This is a genomic window from Streptomyces hokutonensis (assembly GCF_000376565.1).
Lineage (GTDB): Bacteria > Actinomycetota > Actinomycetes > Streptomycetales > Streptomycetaceae > Streptomyces > Streptomyces hokutonensis.
This window is the reverse complement of record NZ_BARG01000002.1, coordinates 91,724-107,906: the sequence shown is the minus strand read 5'-3', so window position 1 is coordinate 107,906 and position 16,183 is coordinate 91,724. Positions and strand designations below refer to the sequence as shown.

Genomic DNA, 16,183 nt, shown 5'->3' with positions numbered 1-16,183 from the left:
TGAGGTGGGCTGCTGCCGGCCTGTGTCGGAGGCGTCACCGTCATTGGGCCATGGCCCCTTCGGCGGTTGCTCGCACCGGAGTTGCCGCCGTAGGTCGCTCCTCCGCGTTCGCCCCCACCAGCGACCACCACGCCGCCACCCCGAACACCACCGCCGTCAGGACCGTCGACGGGCCGCCGATGTCCGCGTACATGAAGTCGATCAGCTGCCAGATCAGGAGGCCGGAGGAGACCAGCGCGCAGTCCAGGCCCGGGAGCCCGGTGCGGTGGGTGCGGTAGAGGCCGCGGAGGGCGCAGACCAGGAGGGCGAGCCAGCTGCCGGCCAGGGTGAGGAGGCCGATCAGGCCCTGTTCGCTGAGGACCAGGAGGTACATGTTGTGGGGGGAGAGGAGGGGCTGCTTGAGGTACCCGGCGCCCGCGCCGTCCGTGTCGCTGCCCGAGGACAGGGCCAACGAGGCGTTGCCGTCGCGGTGTTCGGGGAAGCCCTTCAACCCGACGCCGGTCAGCGGGTGTTCGCGCCACATCGCGGTCGCCGCCGCCCACATGGTGTAGCGGTCGGTCACCGACTGGTCGGGGGCGTCGGTGACTTGGGTGATGCTGCTGATCCGCTCCTGGAGCATCGCCGAACCGACCCCGAAGCCGCCGACCAGCACCACGCCCGCCGCCGTCACGGCAGCCGCCACCTTCAGTGCGCGCCGCAGTCCGGCCAGCGCCAGTTGCAGCGCGCAGGTCGCGGCGGTCGCGATCCACGCGCCGCGGCTGAAGGACAGGGCCAGCGGCAGCAACAGGGCGAACGCGCAACCCGCGGCAACTGCCCTCTGTCGTAGGTCCTTTCGGCCCGAGCCCGAGCCCGAGCCCAGGCCCAGTGCCAGGGCCAGCGCGCAGATCAGCCCGAAGGACACCACCGTCGCCATGCCCATCACGTCGGTCGGTCCGAAGGTGCCCACCGCGCGGATGTCCTCGCCCTGGTAGGACGCGCCGGTCGCGGTGACGTACTGCTTGACGCCGATCGCCCCCTGCCACAGGGCGAGCGAGACGAACGACCAGGCCAGCACGCGGAAGTCGCGTCGGTCGCGGACCAGCAGCACGACCGCCGCCGGGACGAGGACGAAGATCTGGAGGTAGCGGCCCAGGCCACTCAGACCCGCCCCCGGTGAGGACGCGCCCATCGCCGCGATGGACAGGCCCAGGACCGGAAGTCCCATGACCGCCACGGCAGTCGGGGTCAGAGGGCGCCTGCGCTCCCGGAGCAGCCGGATCCCGCAGTACAGCACCACCAGCCCGGAGACCGCGTCGGCGGGACCCGCGCCGCCCGCGCCCGGGGCGAGCGGCAGGCCGAGCAGGGCGATCACGGCGACGACCGGCAGGACCGGGGCGAACGTGCGCAGGCGGTGGTTCACGGCTCAGCTCCCCGTCGGACGTACGAGCGCGGTCGCGGTGCGGGCGAGGATGCAGATGTCCTGCCACAGCGACCAGTTGTCGATGTACGCGTTGTCGAACCGGCAACGGTCCTCGATCGAGGTGTCGCCGCGCAGCCCGTGGATCTGGGCGAGGCCGGTGATGCCGGTCTGCATCCGGTGGCGGGCCGCGTAGCCGGGGTAGGTCTGGCTGAACTGCGCTACGAAGTACGGGCGTTCGGGGCGCGGGCCGACCAGGCTCATGTCGCCCCGGAAGACGTTCCAGAGCTGGAGCAGCTCGTCCAGCGAGGTCTGGCGCAGGAAGCGGCAGAAGCGGCTCATCTCGTGTTCGCCCGCGACACTCCAGCGGGTCGCCGCCTCGTGCTCGTCGACCGGGCGGTGGGTGCGGAACTTCAGCAGGACGAAGGGGCGCCCGTCCTTGCCGATGCGTTCCTGGCGGAAGACGACGCCGGGTCCGTCGGTGAGGCGGAGGACCGTCGCGCACACCAGCAGGAGGGGGCTGACCAGGAGGAGCAGGATCCCCGACACCAGGACGTCCAGTGCCCGCTTGCCGAGGCTGCCGCGCCTGCGGGAGCCCAACTCCAGCCGCCGGCAGGCGAATCCGGCGAGCTGGTCGCGCATCTCGTACGAGGGCGAGTCGGCGTCGACCTCCCAGACCGTGCAGCCCGATTCCGCCAACGCCCGCAGCAGCGGCCCGCGTTCGGACCGTACGGAGGGGTGCACGGTGAGGACGGCGCGGACGCCGTTCTGGATGAGGGCGCGTTCGACCTCCTCGCCGGTGGTCAGCACGGGCAGGCCGTCGGTGCCGTCCGGGTGGTCGGCGACGATGCCGATCGGCTCGATCCCGCACCCCGGGTGCCGCAGCACCGCCGCCGCGACGCGCTGCGCGGTCGTCGCCGGGCCGATGACCAGGGCCGTGCGGGGGTGGTTCAGGAGGGCCTTGCGGCGGCGGTGGTGGACCGCGCCGCGGGCCACGCAGGCCGTCGCCGTCTGGAGGGCGAGGCCCAGCAGCAGGGTGCGTGCGGACAGGGCGCGGTCGGGGTCGTAGGCCGCGGTGAGGGTGCCGAGCGCGAGCCAGGCGACGGCGATCCGGCCGCAGACGGCGGGCAGTTCGTCCAGGACGCGCGGTACGGCCCGGGGGAGGTGCGGGCGCAGCAGTATCGAACCGGCGATCAGCAGCGCCACCAGCAGCGGCCGGCGCCGGCCGCCGGTCAGCGCGAGGGCGCCCAGCAGGGCGGCGGCGAGGTCCGCGCCGAGCAGCGGCAGCGGTGAGGCCGGGCGCGCGGGCGGGCGGCGGACCGGGAACCGGAAACCGCCGTCGGTGCGCCGGGGGATGACCGAGACGTTCGAGGATCCGTGGTCCCGTGGCTGTCCGCCGGGGGAGGGGACGGTGCTTTCCGCAGTCACGAGTGGATGGACTCCCTGCACTCGGTGGGCACGACGGGTTTGCCGCCGAGCAGGTCGCGATAGACCCCCGCGACCGCTTCGGCGGTGTGCCGCACGTCGTGCGTGGACTGGACGTACCGGAGTCCCTGGTGGCCGAGGGACTCGCGCAGCAGCGGGTCGAGCAGCAGCTCGGCGACGGCCCCGGACAGCACCGCCGGGTTGTCGGCCGGGACGAGGCAGCGGGGCGCGAGGCCGGGGGGCAGGCTCTCGCGGGCGCCCGCCACATCCGTGAGGACGACGGGCCGCCCGCAGGCCATCGCCTCCAGCGGGGCCAGCGCCATGCCCTCCCAGCGCGAGGGCAGCACCACCAGGTCGGCCGCCTGGTACCAGGGCACCGCGTCGGCGACGGCACCCGCGAACAGCACGGAATCCGGGGCCAGTTGACGCAGCGCGTCCCGGTCGGGCCCGTCGCCGACGAGCACCAGCCGCGCCTTCGGCACCCGCCGCAGCACCGCGTCCCACGCCCTCAGCAGGACGTCCTGGCCCTTCTGCCGGCACAGCCGCCCCACGCACACCACCAGAGGCGCCGACGGATCGATCCCGGCGAGCTGCTCGATCCCGGCCCGTACGGTGTCCACGGCGGCCGGGTGGAAACGCTCGGCGTCGATGCCGTTGGGGATCACGCTCCAGCGGCTCCGGACCCCGGCCCGCAGCCCGGTCGTGCGCTCCGCCTCGCTCACGCACACCGTCCGGGTGGCCCACCTTGCGCCCCACCGCTCCCAGCCGACGGCGAGCGCGGCGGTGACCCCGCCGACCGCCTCGAACGACCAGGCGTGCGGCTGGAACACGGTCGGGATCCGCCCCCGCACGGCAAGGCGTCCGGCAAGACCGGCCTTGGCGCTGTGCGCGTGCACCAGATCGGGCCGCACGTCCTCGACCACCCGGGTGAGCCGCCGTACCTCGGAGACGAGCGCCGGACCCGGCGAGCGGGTGGCCTCCCACTGCCGTACGTCGGCGCCGAGCGTCCGCAGGCCGTCCGCGAGGACGCTCTCGGGGCAGGCGACCGTGACGTGCAGGCCGGCCGCGAGCTGAGCCCGCGTCAGATCCGTGACGACACGGGCGACCCCGCCGTCCACGGGCTGGGCGAGGTGCAGGACCCGTGGCCGAGGGTCGGTTGCTGGCTGGTGCATTGCGCGGTTTCCTCGCTCACGGGTGGCGCTCGGGACTGCGGGCGGGAACGCGCCTCACTGCTGGGCGTCGACGGCGACGAAGAGCGCCCCGAACCACGCCGCGTCCCGCTGGGAAACGAGCCGGAAGGCAAGCTGGTCACCGCCCGGGCGCAACGCCTTCCCGAGATCGAACACATCGGAGTCGTAGCCGAGCGTGTTCGCATACGCGGGCGCACGCTCCGAAGGCGCCGCCCCCGGGTCGCTGATCGTGGAATTCAGCACGTCGTCACGGGGATTGGCGCCGTCACCGAGCGCGGTGGCGTTCGTACGACCGGTCGAGAGCGTGAGCGAATCCCCGGTCCGGCCGCGATCCCCGTTGTACGCCACCACGCCCGCGCGTCCCCCGGCGTGCGCGGGCGTGCGCAGGCCGCGCAACCGGATCTCCGCGCCGGTCCGGGAGTTCAGCGCGTCGAAGCCGTCCCACAGCTCCAGCCGGCGCAGCGGCTCCTGCGGCTTCTCGTACGCCACGACGAGCGTCCAGCCGCCCCAGGCGCCGGCCGCCGACCGCCCCATCGCCGTGTTGACCTGGGCCACCGTGTAGAGGCCCGAACCACTCTCCCGGACCAGTTCGGTGACGTCCGCCGAGGCCTGGAACGCGTCGGCGCCGTCCGCCACACGGTGTCCGACGAGGGTGTCCGCGAGCACTTCCTTGTAGTCGCCGCCGGGCTCCGCGATCAGCACCCGCCCGTTGTCCCTGGGCGGCTTCTGCTCGCCCACGCGGAGGTTGCCGCCCCAGTACAGGCGTGCGTACGTGGCCTTGGCGCCCTCGGGCAGCCGGACCTCTGCGCGGGAGGAGTTGTAGGTGTTGGGATCGCGGTCGACGTCGACGTAGAACATGTCGAAGTCGCCGTTGACCGCGGCCTCCCCCTCGCGCACGGCCGCGCAGGCGGCGGAGGCGGTGCGGCAGCTGATGGAGGTGTTGGCCGCGCGGACGAAGCCGCCGTGCTGGAGTGCCTGGTAGCGCTGGGCCGGGGGGATGCGTTCCGTCTCGGCGGGCGGGGCGGAGGCACCGGAGGCGGCCGGGGCCCAGATCGTGGCGAGGGCGAGGGCGACCGTCGACGCCCGGCGCAGCAGCGGACCCTGGGAATTGCGCATGACCGGCGGTGCCCTTTCGGGAAGTACGGCCCCTATATGCGATTTGCTGGCTATAGGGGTACTTCGGGAGGTGCGCAACTCTAGTAGCTATGCGGATTAATCCGGCGAAACGTGACAAGTGTGTCGGAATGGTGAAGTTCGGCTCTGTGGGACATCACCCCATTGGCGGCACAACCCCCGTGAGCGCCGCGCGTTGACACAGCGCCGGGCATCCCCGCCCGGGTGTTTGTTTCAACCCCAAGGAGCACCTCTCCATGTCGCGTATCGCGAAGGGCCTGGTCCTGACCTCCGTTGCCGCCGCCGCCATGGCGGGCACCGCCGGCATCGCCGCCGCCGACAGCGACGCGCACGGCGCCGCCGCCCACTCCCCGGGCGTGCTGTCGGGCAACGTCGTCCAGGTTCCGGTTCACATCCCGGTCAACGTCTGCGGCAACACCGTCAACGTCATCGGTCTGCTGAACCCCGCGTTCGGCAACACCTGCGTCAACGACTGACGTCCGCGCGCATCCCTTCGGCCGGCCGTCTCCCCGTGGTCCTTCCACGGGGAGACGGCCGGTTGGCGTTGGGGCGGCCGTGCGGGCCGTTGCCCCGAATGGGCGGTAGCGGCGCCGGTCCGGCGGTCCGCTCTTGACATGGCCCTCACCAGGCACGACGTCGTCCGTACGGCTGACGGGCGGTCACCCGGCGCGATCGACCGGTTGCAGATGGTGGTGAGCGCTTTCACGGTGGGTTCAAGATCCGAAGCACCACCGAAAGGAACACCCCATGCGTGGTCTGCCCGCACGGCGCATCGCGTCCTCCGTACTCTGTGCCACCGTCCTGATCGGGATCGCCGGCCCCGCCGCCGTCGCCGCCGACAACGACTCGGCGCGGAAGCACGTCCACGCCGCGTCGAGCGTGCCGGTCCCTGGAGCCGACGGGCTGCTCGCCCAGGTCAAGGGCCTCGGCGATGTCGGCAGCGTGCTCACCCCGGTCACCGACCTGCTCAACCAGGTGCTCAAGGCCGACAACGGCCAACTCTCCGCCGACCAGGCGCAGAAGCTGGTCGACACGGTCAACGAGGCCGTCGCCAAGATCACCGCGGCGGCCCCGGCCGCTCCGGCGGTTCCCGCGGCCCCGGCCGTACCGGCGGCTCCGGCTGTCCCTGCCGTCCCGGCCGTTCCGGCGACGCCCGCGCTGCCCGCCACCCCTGCCCTGCCCGCGACTCCCGCCCTGCCCGCGCTGCCGAAGAGCGGTGACGACTCCAAGGGCAGGAAGGCGCCCGCCGACCTCGCCGGGGACGCGCTCGCCTCCCTGCAGAAAGCGGTCGCCAGCCTGCTCACCGCCGTCACCTCCGGCGATGTCGGCGCGGTCGTCCCCGCGGTCACCGGTGTGGTGACGGGCCTGGTCAACGTGGTCGCGGCCACGCTGCTGGGCGGCGGACTGCCCGCGCCGAGCCTGGCCGGTCTCCCGGCGCTGCCCGCGCTGCCGTCCACGTCCTCGCTCCCCGCGGTGCCCGCGGCACCGGCCCTGCCGGCGGTTCCCGCCGTTCCGGGAGTGTGAGACGAGCAGTCGTAGAAAAGCCGTTGGGCCGTTCCTTTCCGGGACCGGCCCAACGGCCTTTTCATATGAGGATGAGAAACGCCGATGAGACACACACCGCATTCGGGTGGGTGCGCAGAAAGTTTCTGCGCACGGGTTTCCGGCCCGGCCGGAAGTCGTTACACACGGCGACAGAATTCCCTCTGGTGACATGAGTTGCCGAAGAAAGGAACACGATGAAGTCCCTGAAGGCTGCCGCTGTCGTTGCCGGGTCCGTCGCCCTCGCCGGTGCCGCCGCGCCCGCGTTCGCCTACAGCCCCGCCGACGTGACGCCCACCAGCCTCACCGGCGCCGTCAACACCCTCACCAGTGGCCGGATCCAGCCCGTCGACGTGATGCCGCTGCAGCACCAGTCGGACGCGCTCGACACCGAGAACAAGCAGTCCCCGCTCAGCACCGTCAAGGGCGCGGCCGGCGCGCTGAACCAGCACAACCCGCTGCTCGGCGGTCTGCCGCTGCAGGGCTGAGCCCGCCGGTGGTGTTCGAGGGGCGTCGCGAGGCGTCCCTCGTTCGTGTGGCGGGTCGACCGTGCCATCGGCCGGACGGGTGAGAACGCGTCCGGTGGCCTTCCGGCCCGTCGATAAGGTCGCGCGGTGACCTCAACCTCAAGCGAAACGCGCCCCTTCCGCGTCGCCGACCTCGGCACCCTCGTCGTCCTGGCGTGGAGCGGCGAGGCCCCCGACGGGGACATGCCCTACCTCCTCGCCTACACCCTGGGCGACGCCGCGGACGGCCCCGAGGCCGCGAGCGCCGCGGTGGAACGACTGCTGACCGACAACGGCCTCCCGGTCGGCGGCGACGTCGTCGACGGAGCCACCCGGCCCAGCCTGCCGATCACCATGCTCGTCGAGTCCGGGCAGGCCGTCCTCAACATGCCGCAGCTCAACGCCCAGTGCGTGCCGCCGCCCGAGTGGCTCGCGGCGGTAGGCGAACGCGGCTTCGCCTACCTGGTGTTCACCACCCGCCCCTGGCCCGAGGCCGAGCCGGGCAAGCCCGTCACCCCCGAGGCGCTGGCCGAGTTCGCGGGCGCCGAGGAGACCCTGACCGCCGCCGCGCACGTCGTCCTGCCCGCCCGCAGCCTGCGCGGCTGACGACCGGACAGCGGGCGGGAACACCGGTTCCGGCCCGCTGACGGGAAGCCGGTTCCGGCCCGCCGATGGGAATTCGGGAAAAGCTGACTACTGCGGCACTCGGGGGAATCTTGAACTGGTCTCCTGCCCGGGATCGTTACCCGGTCAGCAGACAGTGCCTCCGAATTCCGAAAGGGACCGTACTCGAGATGAAGTCGACCACCCGAGGAACCATCGCCGCCGTCATCACGGCCGTGGCGGCCGCGACCGGCGCCGCCGCCGCGACCCCCGCCGCCGCGCTCGGCACGGTCCCGGTGCCCGTGCCCCTGGAGGGCGCGGAGAGCGCCCTCGGCATGGAACTCCCCAAGCTGGGCGGCGAGATCCCGGTGCCCATGCCGGGCACCCCCGATGGCCCGCGCTATGTCGAGGGCCGGCTCATCCCGGAGCACGCGCTGCCCCAGCTCCCGGTCCACGGCGGCCTGCCCGGCATCGGCCTGCGCGCCCCGCTGCCGCACGTCCTCGGCGACGGCTTCGACCACGTCGCCGTCAGCACCCCCGCCTCCGACCTGCGCACGCTGGCCCCGGGCCTCGCCCTGGACGCCCCGCTGACCCCGCCCAACCCCGACAACTTCGGCCTCCCGGACCTGAAGGCACCCCAGGCGGGCATCCTGGCCCCGGTCCTGCAGACCGTGCCGGGCGCTGACCTGGTCACGGGGGCGGGCCTCTAGCGCCGTAGCGCGGACGGTCGTAGAGCCGGTGCGAACGCGGCCGTACGGCTGGAGCGGACAGGGGCCCGGGTGGTGCGACCCGGGCCCTTCCGCATGTCATGGGTGCATTCGGACGGTGACCGTGCGGGGGTTCGGACGGTTAGCCCCTCGAACGGTCGGAACGGACGAGGGAGTTGGGCCATGAGCGTGAGCGTCGGTGGAGTGTCGGTGGGGCGGGAACCGGTCAGACCGGGAGCGGTGCGCAGGACGCGGCGGGAGGCGCTGCGCGGGGCGTTCGGCGCCGTGCTCGCGGTGGCGCTGGTGCCGGTCGTCGCCGCCTCCCGGCCCACCCGCTCCGGTGAGGATCCCGGGGACACCGCCTTCGACGAGACGTACCGGGGACGTCGTATCCACGGTGTGCTGAAGGGCAGTTGGCAGGTGACGGTCGACGGCCGGCCGCTGCATCTCATGCGGCGGGCCGACGGCACCTGGCTGAGCATGGTCGACCACTACCGCTCGTATCCCACCGCGCTGGAGGCGACCCGCGCGGCCGTCGACGAACTCAGCCCCGGCCGTGAACTGCGGGAGGCGGACGGGCAGATGGGGCAGATGCACATGGGGGGAGACCATGGCGTACACGCGTAAGGACGTCAGCACGCTCACCGCCGCCGAGAAGCGGCGGTTCGTGGCGGCGATGCTGGAGATCAAACGGCGGGGCGAGTACGACGAATTCGTGCGCACGCACATCGAGTTCTTCGTGCCCGACGGGGAGTACGGGCTGCGCTCCGCGCACATGGCGCCCTCCTTCCTGCCCTGGCACCGGCAGTTCCTGCTGGACCTCGAGCGGGCGCTGCGCCGGGTCGACTCCTCGGTGACGGTGCCGTACTGGGACTGGACGCGGGACCGCAGCGCGAGCGCCCTGCCCTGGACGAAGGACCTGCTCGGCGGCACCGGGCGGCGCTCCGACCACCAGGTGACGACCGGTCCGTTCGCCTACGCGGCGGGCAAGTGGAAGATCACGGAGAACATCACCGACGAGCCGTACCTCACCCGCGACCTGGGCCGGGCCGGTGCCCCGATCGCGCTGCCGACCAGGAGCGACCTGGACGGGGCGCTCGCCGACCCGGTCTACGACGTCTCGCCCTGGGACTCGACCTGCCGCACCGGGTTCCGCAACCGGCTCGAAGGGTGGGGCACCGGGTCCGGCAGCGCGTCCTGGCGCAATCACAACCGGGTCCACAAGTGGGTCGGGGGCGTGATGCTCGGCGGCGCCTCCGTCAACGACCCGGTCTTCTGGCTCCACCACGCCTTCATCGACCTCCAGTGGTCCCGCTGGCAGAACCGGCACCGCGGCGCCCGCTACCTCCCGGCGAAACCGCCGGGGCCGGGCGACGACCAGGAGGGGCGGGTCGTGGCACGGCAGCAGCGGATGCCGCCGTGGGACGTGACACCGGAGCAGTTGGAGGACGTCAGCCGTATCTATCGCTACGCCTGACCGGTCGCGGACACGGGGAGAGCCCCGGCGCCTGAGGGTGCCGGGGCTCTTCGCGTACGTCCGTCCGCGCGTGCGGTCGAATCAGTGGCCGTAGCCGTTGTCGCCGTAGCCGCCCGGGCCGGGGTGGCCGCCCTTGCCGTGGTCGCTCACGTTGGCGCAGGTGTTGCCGAAGGCCGGGTTCAGCAGGCCGATCACGCTGATGGTGTTGCCGCAGACGTTGACCGGGATGTGCACCGGCACCTGCACGACGTTGCCCGACAGGACGCCGGGCGAACCGACGGCCGCACCCTGCGCACCCGCGTCCGCCATGGCCAGACCGGCGCCGCCGAGCGCCACGGCGCCCGTGCCGAGAGCGACCACGGCCGCCTTCGCGATGCGAGACATCACGTTCTCCTTTGGTTTCGAGGAGTGCGGCGGCAGGACTCGCCGTCGCACTTCGGGTTCAACGCGGCGGCCCAGGCCTGGTAACGGCGCCGACCGGGAGATCACCCGTTTTGAACAGGACTTCGAGCGCCGGGAGTGGATGTTCGACGGCAGGAAATTCGGTGTTCCCGGCGGGCGCGGGTCGATTAGCCTCCCGCCATGGCAACCGACCAACTGTTCCGTCTGTTCGCCGAGCAGAACCGCGTACGTGCCTTCGCGGCGGTGGCCCTGGGCGCGGAGACCACCGAGCAGGTCGCCGAGGTGGCCGGCCTGACCCCGAAGGGGACGGCCCTCGCCCTGCTCAAGCTGCGCGAACAGGGCGTGCTGAAGACCATGGACGACGGCGAACTCCGCGTGGACTACGACCTGTTCAGGAACCTCGCGCGCGAGGCCGAGGAGCCCGCCGAGGAGGGTCCGGTCACCGGCGACGAGCACACCGACATGATCCTGCGGACCTTCGTCCGGGGCGGCCGGCTGATCCGCCTCCCCGCCCAGTGGACCCGCAAGCAGGTCGTGCTCCAGCACATCGCCGAGCAGACCTTCGCCCCCGGCGTCGAATACCCCGAGCGGACCGTCAACGAGAAGCTGCGCGCCTGGTGCGACGAGGGCGAGGTCGACCATGTGACGCTCCGCCGCTACCTGGTGGACCTCCACCACCTGCGGCGGGGCGACGGCATCTACCAGCGCGTCGGGGCGTGATCTACGGCAACTGCCGTCCGGGTGACCGGCTTTACAGCGACGTCCGCGCGGGCGACCGGCTCTACGGCAGCTGTCGTACGGGCGCACCCGCCAGGTAGGCCCGGATGTTCTCGACGGCCTGGCCGTAGTACGTCGTGTAGTTGGCGTGCGACACATAGCCGAGGTGGGGTGTCGCGAGCAGCCGGGGTGCCGTGCGCATCGGGTGGTCGGCGGGGAGGGGCTCGATGTCGAAGACGTCGATTCCGGCGCCCGCGATACGGCCCTCGTGCAGCGCGGCGAGCAGGGCGTCCTGGTCGACGATCGCCGCGCGGGACGTGTTGATGAGATACACGGTCGGCTTGAGGAGGGCGAGTTCGGCGGGGCCGAGGAGTCCGCGGGTGCGGTCGCCGAGGGCCAGGTGGACCGAGACGAAGTCGCTGTCCGCGAGCAACTCCTCCTTGGACGCGGCGAGTTGTACGCCCACCTCGTCCGCGCGCTCCTTGGTGAGGTGCTCGCTCCACGCGGTGACGCGCATGCCGAAGGCGAGCCCGATCGTGGCCACCCGGCTGCCGATCTTCCCGAGTCCGAGCAGTCCGAGGGTACGGCCGTGCAGGTCGGCGCCGACCGTCCGCTGCCAAGGGCCGCCCGTGCGAAGGGAGTTGCTCTCCTCGACGATGCCCCGGGCGAGGCCCAGCAGCAGCGCCCAGGTCAGTTCGACGGGCGGGGCCGAGGAGCTGGCCGTACCGCACACGGTGACGCCGTGCGCCTCGGCGGCCGCGTAGTCGATGACCGTGTTGCGCATCCCGGAGGCGATCAGCAGCTTCAGCCGGGGGAGCCGGGCCAGCAGCGAGGCGGGGAAGGGGACGCGTTCGCGCAGGGTGACCACGATGTCGGCGGTGGCGAGGGCGGCGGCCAACTCGCCCTCGCCGTCGAGGTGTTCACGCAGGCTGACGACCTCCACCGCGTCCTGGACCGGCGACCAGTCGGCGAGTTCGGTCGCCACGTTCTGAAAGTCGTCGAGGACAACACAGCGCAAGGTCACGGAGGAACGCTACTCCTTGGCCAGCGCGTTCGCCGTGCGGGTCGGCTTGCCCAGGGCCCAGAACAGGACGCCGAGGAGGACGAACACGGCGAGCGGCACGGCCTCCGTGAGGAGGTACTTCCAGCGCTCGGCGTGGGTCCAGCCGTCCGGGAGGTAGTCGGCGCCGAACCAGTGGTCACCGGCTCCCGGGGCGATCAGCTGCACGCTGGCGAACAGGATGAGCACGGTGAGGAGCACGCTGATCGTGCGGGGGAAGGGCGCCTTGTAGGGGCGGGGGACGTCCGGGGCCTTGCGGCGCAGTACCGCGAGGGCCGGGAAGATGCCCAGGTAGCTGATGAGCGTGGTGGAGATGGCGAGGCCGAGGACGGCGCCGAAGAGCTTCGCCGCGCTGCCGTTGGTGAGCTGATGGGCCAGTACCAGGACGAGCGTGGAGACCAGCCCGCTGAGGATGTTGACCCGGACCGGTGTGCCGAACCGGCTGGAGATCACGCCGAGGAAGCGGGGCGCGGCGCCGTCGTAGCCGGAGACGGCGAGGGCGCGGTCGGAGCCCATGACCCAGGTGACGCCGGAGGACAGCACGGTGAGGATGAAGAGGACCGCGGCGATGTCCCCGAGCACCGTGCCCGCGCCGCTGCTGGTGACCGTGCCGTCCGCGGCCACGTTGCCGCCGTAGACGGTGAAGACCTGGCGCATCGCGTCGAGGAAGCCGCCGAGGCCGGTGATGGCCTTGACCGGGAGGACGAGCAGGATGCCGAGGATGGGCAGCGCGTAGAGGAGCACGGACAGGGCGGCGCTGCGGAAGATCGCGTACGGAACGTCCTTCTGGGCGTCGGTCATCTCGTCGCCCGCGGTGTTGGGCAGCTCGAAGCCGACGTAGTTGAACATCAGGACGGGCACGAGGAGTACGAACCCGGTGTACGTCGGGGAGAAGTCGCCGGCGCCGAAACCGTGGAGGCCGTGCTTGATGCCGTAGACGACGACCGTGATCGTGAAGACGCCGAGGAGGACGAAGCGGCTCCAGGCGCCGATGGTGGGGATCCACTTGCCGACGTCGAAGGAGAGGATCGCGGCGAGGACGCCCACCCAGATGAAGACGAGGGCGAAGGCGTAGAAGGCGGGGGTGCTGAGGTCCTTGCCGTCGTTGAAGAAGGTCGTGAACGCGGTGACGGCGGCGACGGCGAGGGTGCCGCCGAGCCACACCGGGTTGGTGATCCAGTACAGGAAGTTGTTGACGGCACCCGCGAGACGGCCGAAGGCGCGGCTCGTCCAGATGTAGGGGCCGCCCTCCTCCGGGAATGCGGCGCCGAGCTCGGCGGTCAGCAGCGCGGAGGGGATGAAGAACACCACGGCCAGCACGATGAGCCAGGTGAACGCCTCGGCGCCGTTCCGGGCGATCGTGCCGATCGTGTCCACGCCGACAATGGTGCAGAGAAGGAAGAAGAGGATGTCGAAACGGCCGAAGTGCTTGCGCAGCTTCTGCCGCTCCGTCTGTGCTGCGGCCGGCATGTCGGCCGGCTCAAAAGCTGTCTGACCAGCGGCCACCGGGGGGCTCCTGCGGGGACGAGGGGCGGGATTCGGCCAATGATCGGCGCCGATGGGAAACCCCACAAGCGTTCGGGGGCAAGTCTTGACCATTACGTGTCCATTGGGGCGTAACGGAAATCGGGGGGAAACGTGGGGGTGATCGGGGTAGGGACCCTCGGGGCCGCACCGGCGGACCATGGAGGGAAGGGGGCCTCGTGACGGACCCGGCGGACCTGGAACTGGCGCACCGCCTCGCCGACCGGGCGGACGCCATCGCCCGGCGCCACTTCTCGGCCGCGGTCGTCGCATCCCGGACCAAGAGCGACGGGAGCCCGGTCACCGACGCCGACCGGGAGATCGAACTCGTCCTGCGCTCCTTGATCCGCAAGGAGCATCCCGACGACGCGTTCATCGGTGAGGAGTTCGGCGCCCACGGGCACGGCAGACGGCGCTGGATCATCGACGCCATCGACGGCACCGCGAGCTTCCTCGCCGGTGAACCGGAGTGGAGCACGCTGATCGCCGTCGAGGAGGACGGCCGCGTCACCCTGGGCATGGTCTCCGCCCCTGTCCTGGGCCGTCGCTGGTGGGCCGGGCCGGACTCGGGGTCCTGGACGGGGCCGTGTCCCCGCGACCCGGCCGTACCGGCTCAGCGGTTGGCCCTCGCCGCAGGCGGAAGTGCCCAGGACGCGGCCATCGGCATCTGGCCGCCCCCGTCCAGGCTGAACCAGCGGGAACGCCGCGTGGCCGCGAGACTGGCCCGGGGCGTCTCGCAGGTCCTACCGCCGCTCGACTGGACCGCGGCGGATCCCACCGCGCCGGCGCCGCGCAAACCGTCCACCGGGTCCGGCACCTGCCACGGCGCCCTCCTGGTCGCGACCGGTCAACTGGATGCCTTCCTCCTCCTGGGAGCCGGCCCCTGGGACATCGCCCCACTGATCCCCATCGTCCAAGAAGCCGGCGGCACGTTCAGCGACCTCACCGGCGAGTACCGCACCGACACCGGAGCCGCGCTGTTCGCCCGTCCCGGACTCCACCGGCAACTTCTGGACATTGCTGCGACCGCTGACTGAACTGTCCCTCGGGCACGTTGCGTCGCCCGGCAGGCGCGGGCCAGTGCCTCAGAAACCCCGGAACACGCCGTCGTCGTCGACGGCGTCGGCGAACTCGTCGAAGTCCATGTTCGCGCCCGAGAGGTTGTTCTCGATGCTCCACAACTCGGCTGCCGCGACCAGGACCACGAGTGGAGGCTGATACTCGACCGATACACGCAGGTCAGCGACTCGATGGCGCCTCCGACGGGGCACCGACACCATCTGTACGGTCGCGTGGTCGCCGTGAGCTGGTGCTTTCCGGGACTGTGGCCGTCCCGCCGCCAGCACAACCAGCAGTAGTGGGTGATGCCTTTGCGGTGTTTGCCGAACATGTGCCGGTTGCAGGCATGCAGCACCATCCCGCGCAGGACGTAGGTGCGGTTCGTCTGCGGATGGATGTTGATGGTGTTCCCCGGTCCGGGAGCCTTGGTTGGCCGGCGGTTTCTGGGTGGGGCGTTGTAGGCGCCGCTTCGGGAGCGGCTGGCGTGCCGTGCGCGACGAACATCTCCGCACGGGCTCGATGCCGACGCCGTTCTCCATCCAGTGCACCGCATCCGGCGCGATGACGACCAAGTCTCCCGGAGCGCAGCGAGCGGGCGCGAGGATCGGATGGCCGCGAGGAGCATCAGGACGAGGGTGGTGGCTCCGAATGCAGCGTGGGCGGTGACCACGGGCACGGACAGGTGGCACATCAAGGCCCCCTGACTTCCCGGCACGGGAGAACGAGCCAGATGCGGCAACCACACATCGTCCGTACCCGGCCGGAGCCGAGGCCCGCCCCTGCATCGCATCAGGGATGAACAGCTGCCTGCCGGCCACCATCGTTTCGCAGGCCTGTCGGAAGGTCCATTTTGGGGCCCTGACAGTTGTCAGCGCGTGCCGTAAGGTCCTGACTACTGTGTGCCACAGTAGGGGGACATTGGGGGCTTTCGTGCTCGATGCGAAGCAGCATCAGGGCAAGTTCGGCGAAGACTACGTCCGTGTGCTGGCCTCTGCGGCAGGGCTGATCGTCCTGCAAGGCGATCTCGACGCGGACGGGGTCGATCTCGGGTTCCGCGCCACCGGTCGCTACGGACGGACGCTGTCACCCACGGTCGAGGCTCAGATCAAGACATGGTCGACGCCGTCCGTGTCGTCCGGCCACCTGAACTACCGCGGGCTCAATGAGTGGCAGTTCAACAGGCTCGCCGGTCCCGACTTCACCGTGCCCCGCTTTCTGTTCGTCATCTGCGTCCCCGCTGACAACCAGGCGTACGCGGCCATGAGCACCGACGGTGTGATGCTCCGTCACCTCGGCTACTTCGTCTCGCTTCGCGGCGAGGAGCCGATCAAGGACCCCGACCGTCACCGAAAGCGTCCGGTCAGGGTTCCGACAGCGAACGTGCTCACCGCCGCCTCACTGCGCCGGCTCGCCGAGACGCAGTCCGACTGGTAGGGGAACC

At 71.5% G+C, this 16,183-nt stretch carries 18 protein-coding genes; 10 read left to right on the top strand and 8 right to left on the bottom strand.

The features are described 5' to 3' along the window. Positions 1-40: 40 nt before the first annotated feature. From SSP08S_RS00885 to SSP08S_RS00870, 4 genes are read right to left on the bottom strand one after another with little or no spacing between them, the layout of a single operon-like run. Positions 41-1,399 carry an O-antigen ligase family protein gene (locus SSP08S_RS00885; RefSeq protein WP_019065682.1) on the bottom strand — a complete coding sequence of 453 codons (1,359 nt, stop codon included), beginning with the start codon at positions 1,397-1,399 and terminating at the stop codon, positions 41-43. 3 nt (positions 1,400-1,402) lie between these two features. Further along, positions 1,403-2,824, bottom strand: a complete 1,422-nt coding sequence (locus SSP08S_RS00880; RefSeq protein ID WP_019065681.1) for an exopolysaccharide biosynthesis polyprenyl glycosylphosphotransferase — start codon at positions 2,822-2,824, stop codon at positions 1,403-1,405. Beyond that, on the bottom strand, positions 2,821-3,993 hold the full coding sequence (locus SSP08S_RS00875; RefSeq protein ID WP_019065680.1) for a glycosyltransferase: 1,173 nt from the start codon (positions 3,991-3,993) through the stop codon (positions 2,821-2,823). Before SSP08S_RS00875 ends, SSP08S_RS00880 begins: the two co-directional genes overlap by 4 nt. 54 nt (positions 3,994-4,047) lie before the next feature. Then, complete coding sequence (locus SSP08S_RS00870) at positions 4,048-5,127, bottom strand: hypothetical protein (protein ID WP_019065679.1); 1,080 nt, start codon at positions 5,125-5,127, stop codon at positions 4,048-4,050. Between the two features lie 254 nt (positions 5,128-5,381). Here SSP08S_RS00870 and chpG point away from each other — a divergent pair, with 254 nt between their 5' ends. The 7 genes from chpG (at position 5,382) to SSP08S_RS00835 (ending at position 9,980) form a co-directional block, all read left to right on the top strand. Further along, positions 5,382-5,621, top strand: coding sequence for a chaplin ChpG (chpG, locus tag SSP08S_RS00865; protein ID WP_019065678.1), 240 nt, complete (start codon positions 5,382-5,384; stop codon positions 5,619-5,621). A gap of 271 nt (positions 5,622-5,892) precedes the next feature. Next, a complete protein-coding gene (locus tag SSP08S_RS63010; RefSeq protein ID WP_026178069.1) occupies positions 5,893-6,669 on the top strand; it encodes a hypothetical protein in 777 nt (258 codons plus the stop codon). A gap of 215 nt (positions 6,670-6,884) precedes the next feature. Beyond that, positions 6,885-7,175, top strand: coding sequence for a hypothetical protein (locus tag SSP08S_RS00855; RefSeq protein ID WP_019065677.1), 291 nt, complete (start codon positions 6,885-6,887; stop codon positions 7,173-7,175). A gap of 126 nt (positions 7,176-7,301) precedes the next feature. Then, on the top strand, positions 7,302-7,799 hold the full coding sequence (locus SSP08S_RS00850; RefSeq protein WP_019065676.1) for a DUF5949 family protein: 498 nt from the start codon (positions 7,302-7,304) through the stop codon (positions 7,797-7,799). A gap of 188 nt (positions 7,800-7,987) precedes the next feature. Then, positions 7,988-8,506 carry a hypothetical protein gene (locus SSP08S_RS00845; RefSeq protein WP_019065675.1) on the top strand — a complete coding sequence of 173 codons (519 nt, stop codon included), beginning with the start codon at positions 7,988-7,990 and terminating at the stop codon, positions 8,504-8,506. Positions 8,507-8,686: 180 nt separating this feature from the next. Beyond that, positions 8,687-9,130, top strand: coding sequence for a tyrosinase family oxidase copper chaperone (locus SSP08S_RS00840; RefSeq protein ID WP_019065674.1), 444 nt, complete (start codon positions 8,687-8,689; stop codon positions 9,128-9,130). After that, positions 9,114-9,980, top strand: a complete 867-nt coding sequence (locus tag SSP08S_RS00835) for a tyrosinase family protein (protein ID WP_019065673.1) — start codon at positions 9,114-9,116, stop codon at positions 9,978-9,980. The genes SSP08S_RS00840 and SSP08S_RS00835 overlap by 17 nt, the downstream gene beginning before the upstream one ends. A gap of 81 nt (positions 9,981-10,061) precedes the next feature. On the opposite strand, the gene SSP08S_RS00830 is transcribed toward SSP08S_RS00835, so the two are convergent. After that, complete coding sequence (locus tag SSP08S_RS00830; RefSeq protein WP_019065672.1) at positions 10,062-10,364, bottom strand: chaplin; 303 nt, start codon at positions 10,362-10,364, stop codon at positions 10,062-10,064. Between the two features lie 198 nt (positions 10,365-10,562). On the opposite strand from SSP08S_RS00830, the gene SSP08S_RS00825 reads away from it, so the two are divergent. Further along, on the top strand, positions 10,563-11,102 hold the full coding sequence (locus tag SSP08S_RS00825; RefSeq protein ID WP_019065671.1) for a DUF2087 domain-containing protein: 540 nt from the start codon (positions 10,563-10,565) through the stop codon (positions 11,100-11,102). Positions 11,103-11,163: 61 nt separating this feature from the next. On the opposite strand, the gene SSP08S_RS00820 is transcribed toward SSP08S_RS00825, so the two are convergent. Continuing rightward, entirely contained in the window at positions 11,164-12,123 is a 960-nt protein-coding gene (locus tag SSP08S_RS00820; protein ID WP_019065670.1) for a D-2-hydroxyacid dehydrogenase family protein, read from the bottom strand. A 9-nt stretch (positions 12,124-12,132) separates the two neighbouring features. Further along, positions 12,133-13,629 carry an APC family permease gene (locus tag SSP08S_RS00815; RefSeq protein WP_019065669.1) on the bottom strand — a complete coding sequence of 499 codons (1,497 nt, stop codon included), beginning with the start codon at positions 13,627-13,629 and terminating at the stop codon, positions 12,133-12,135. 233 nt (positions 13,630-13,862) lie between these two features. Here SSP08S_RS00815 and SSP08S_RS00810 point away from each other — a divergent pair, with 233 nt between their 5' ends. Further along, positions 13,863-14,720, top strand: coding sequence for an inositol monophosphatase family protein (locus tag SSP08S_RS00810; RefSeq protein ID WP_019065668.1), 858 nt, complete (start codon positions 13,863-13,865; stop codon positions 14,718-14,720). Between the two features lie 48 nt (positions 14,721-14,768). Here SSP08S_RS00810 and SSP08S_RS64740 read toward each other — a convergent pair whose 3' ends face one another. Then, positions 14,769-14,888, bottom strand: a complete 120-nt coding sequence (locus SSP08S_RS64740; protein ID WP_019065667.1) for a DUF6924 domain-containing protein — start codon at positions 14,886-14,888, stop codon at positions 14,769-14,771. A gap of 784 nt (positions 14,889-15,672) precedes the next feature. Here SSP08S_RS64740 and SSP08S_RS00800 point away from each other — a divergent pair. Next, positions 15,673-16,176 (top strand): DUF4365 domain-containing protein, encoded by a 504-nt coding sequence (locus tag SSP08S_RS00800; RefSeq protein WP_019065666.1) that lies wholly within the window; start codon positions 15,673-15,675, stop codon positions 16,174-16,176. Positions 16,177-16,183: the final 7 nt, after the last annotated feature.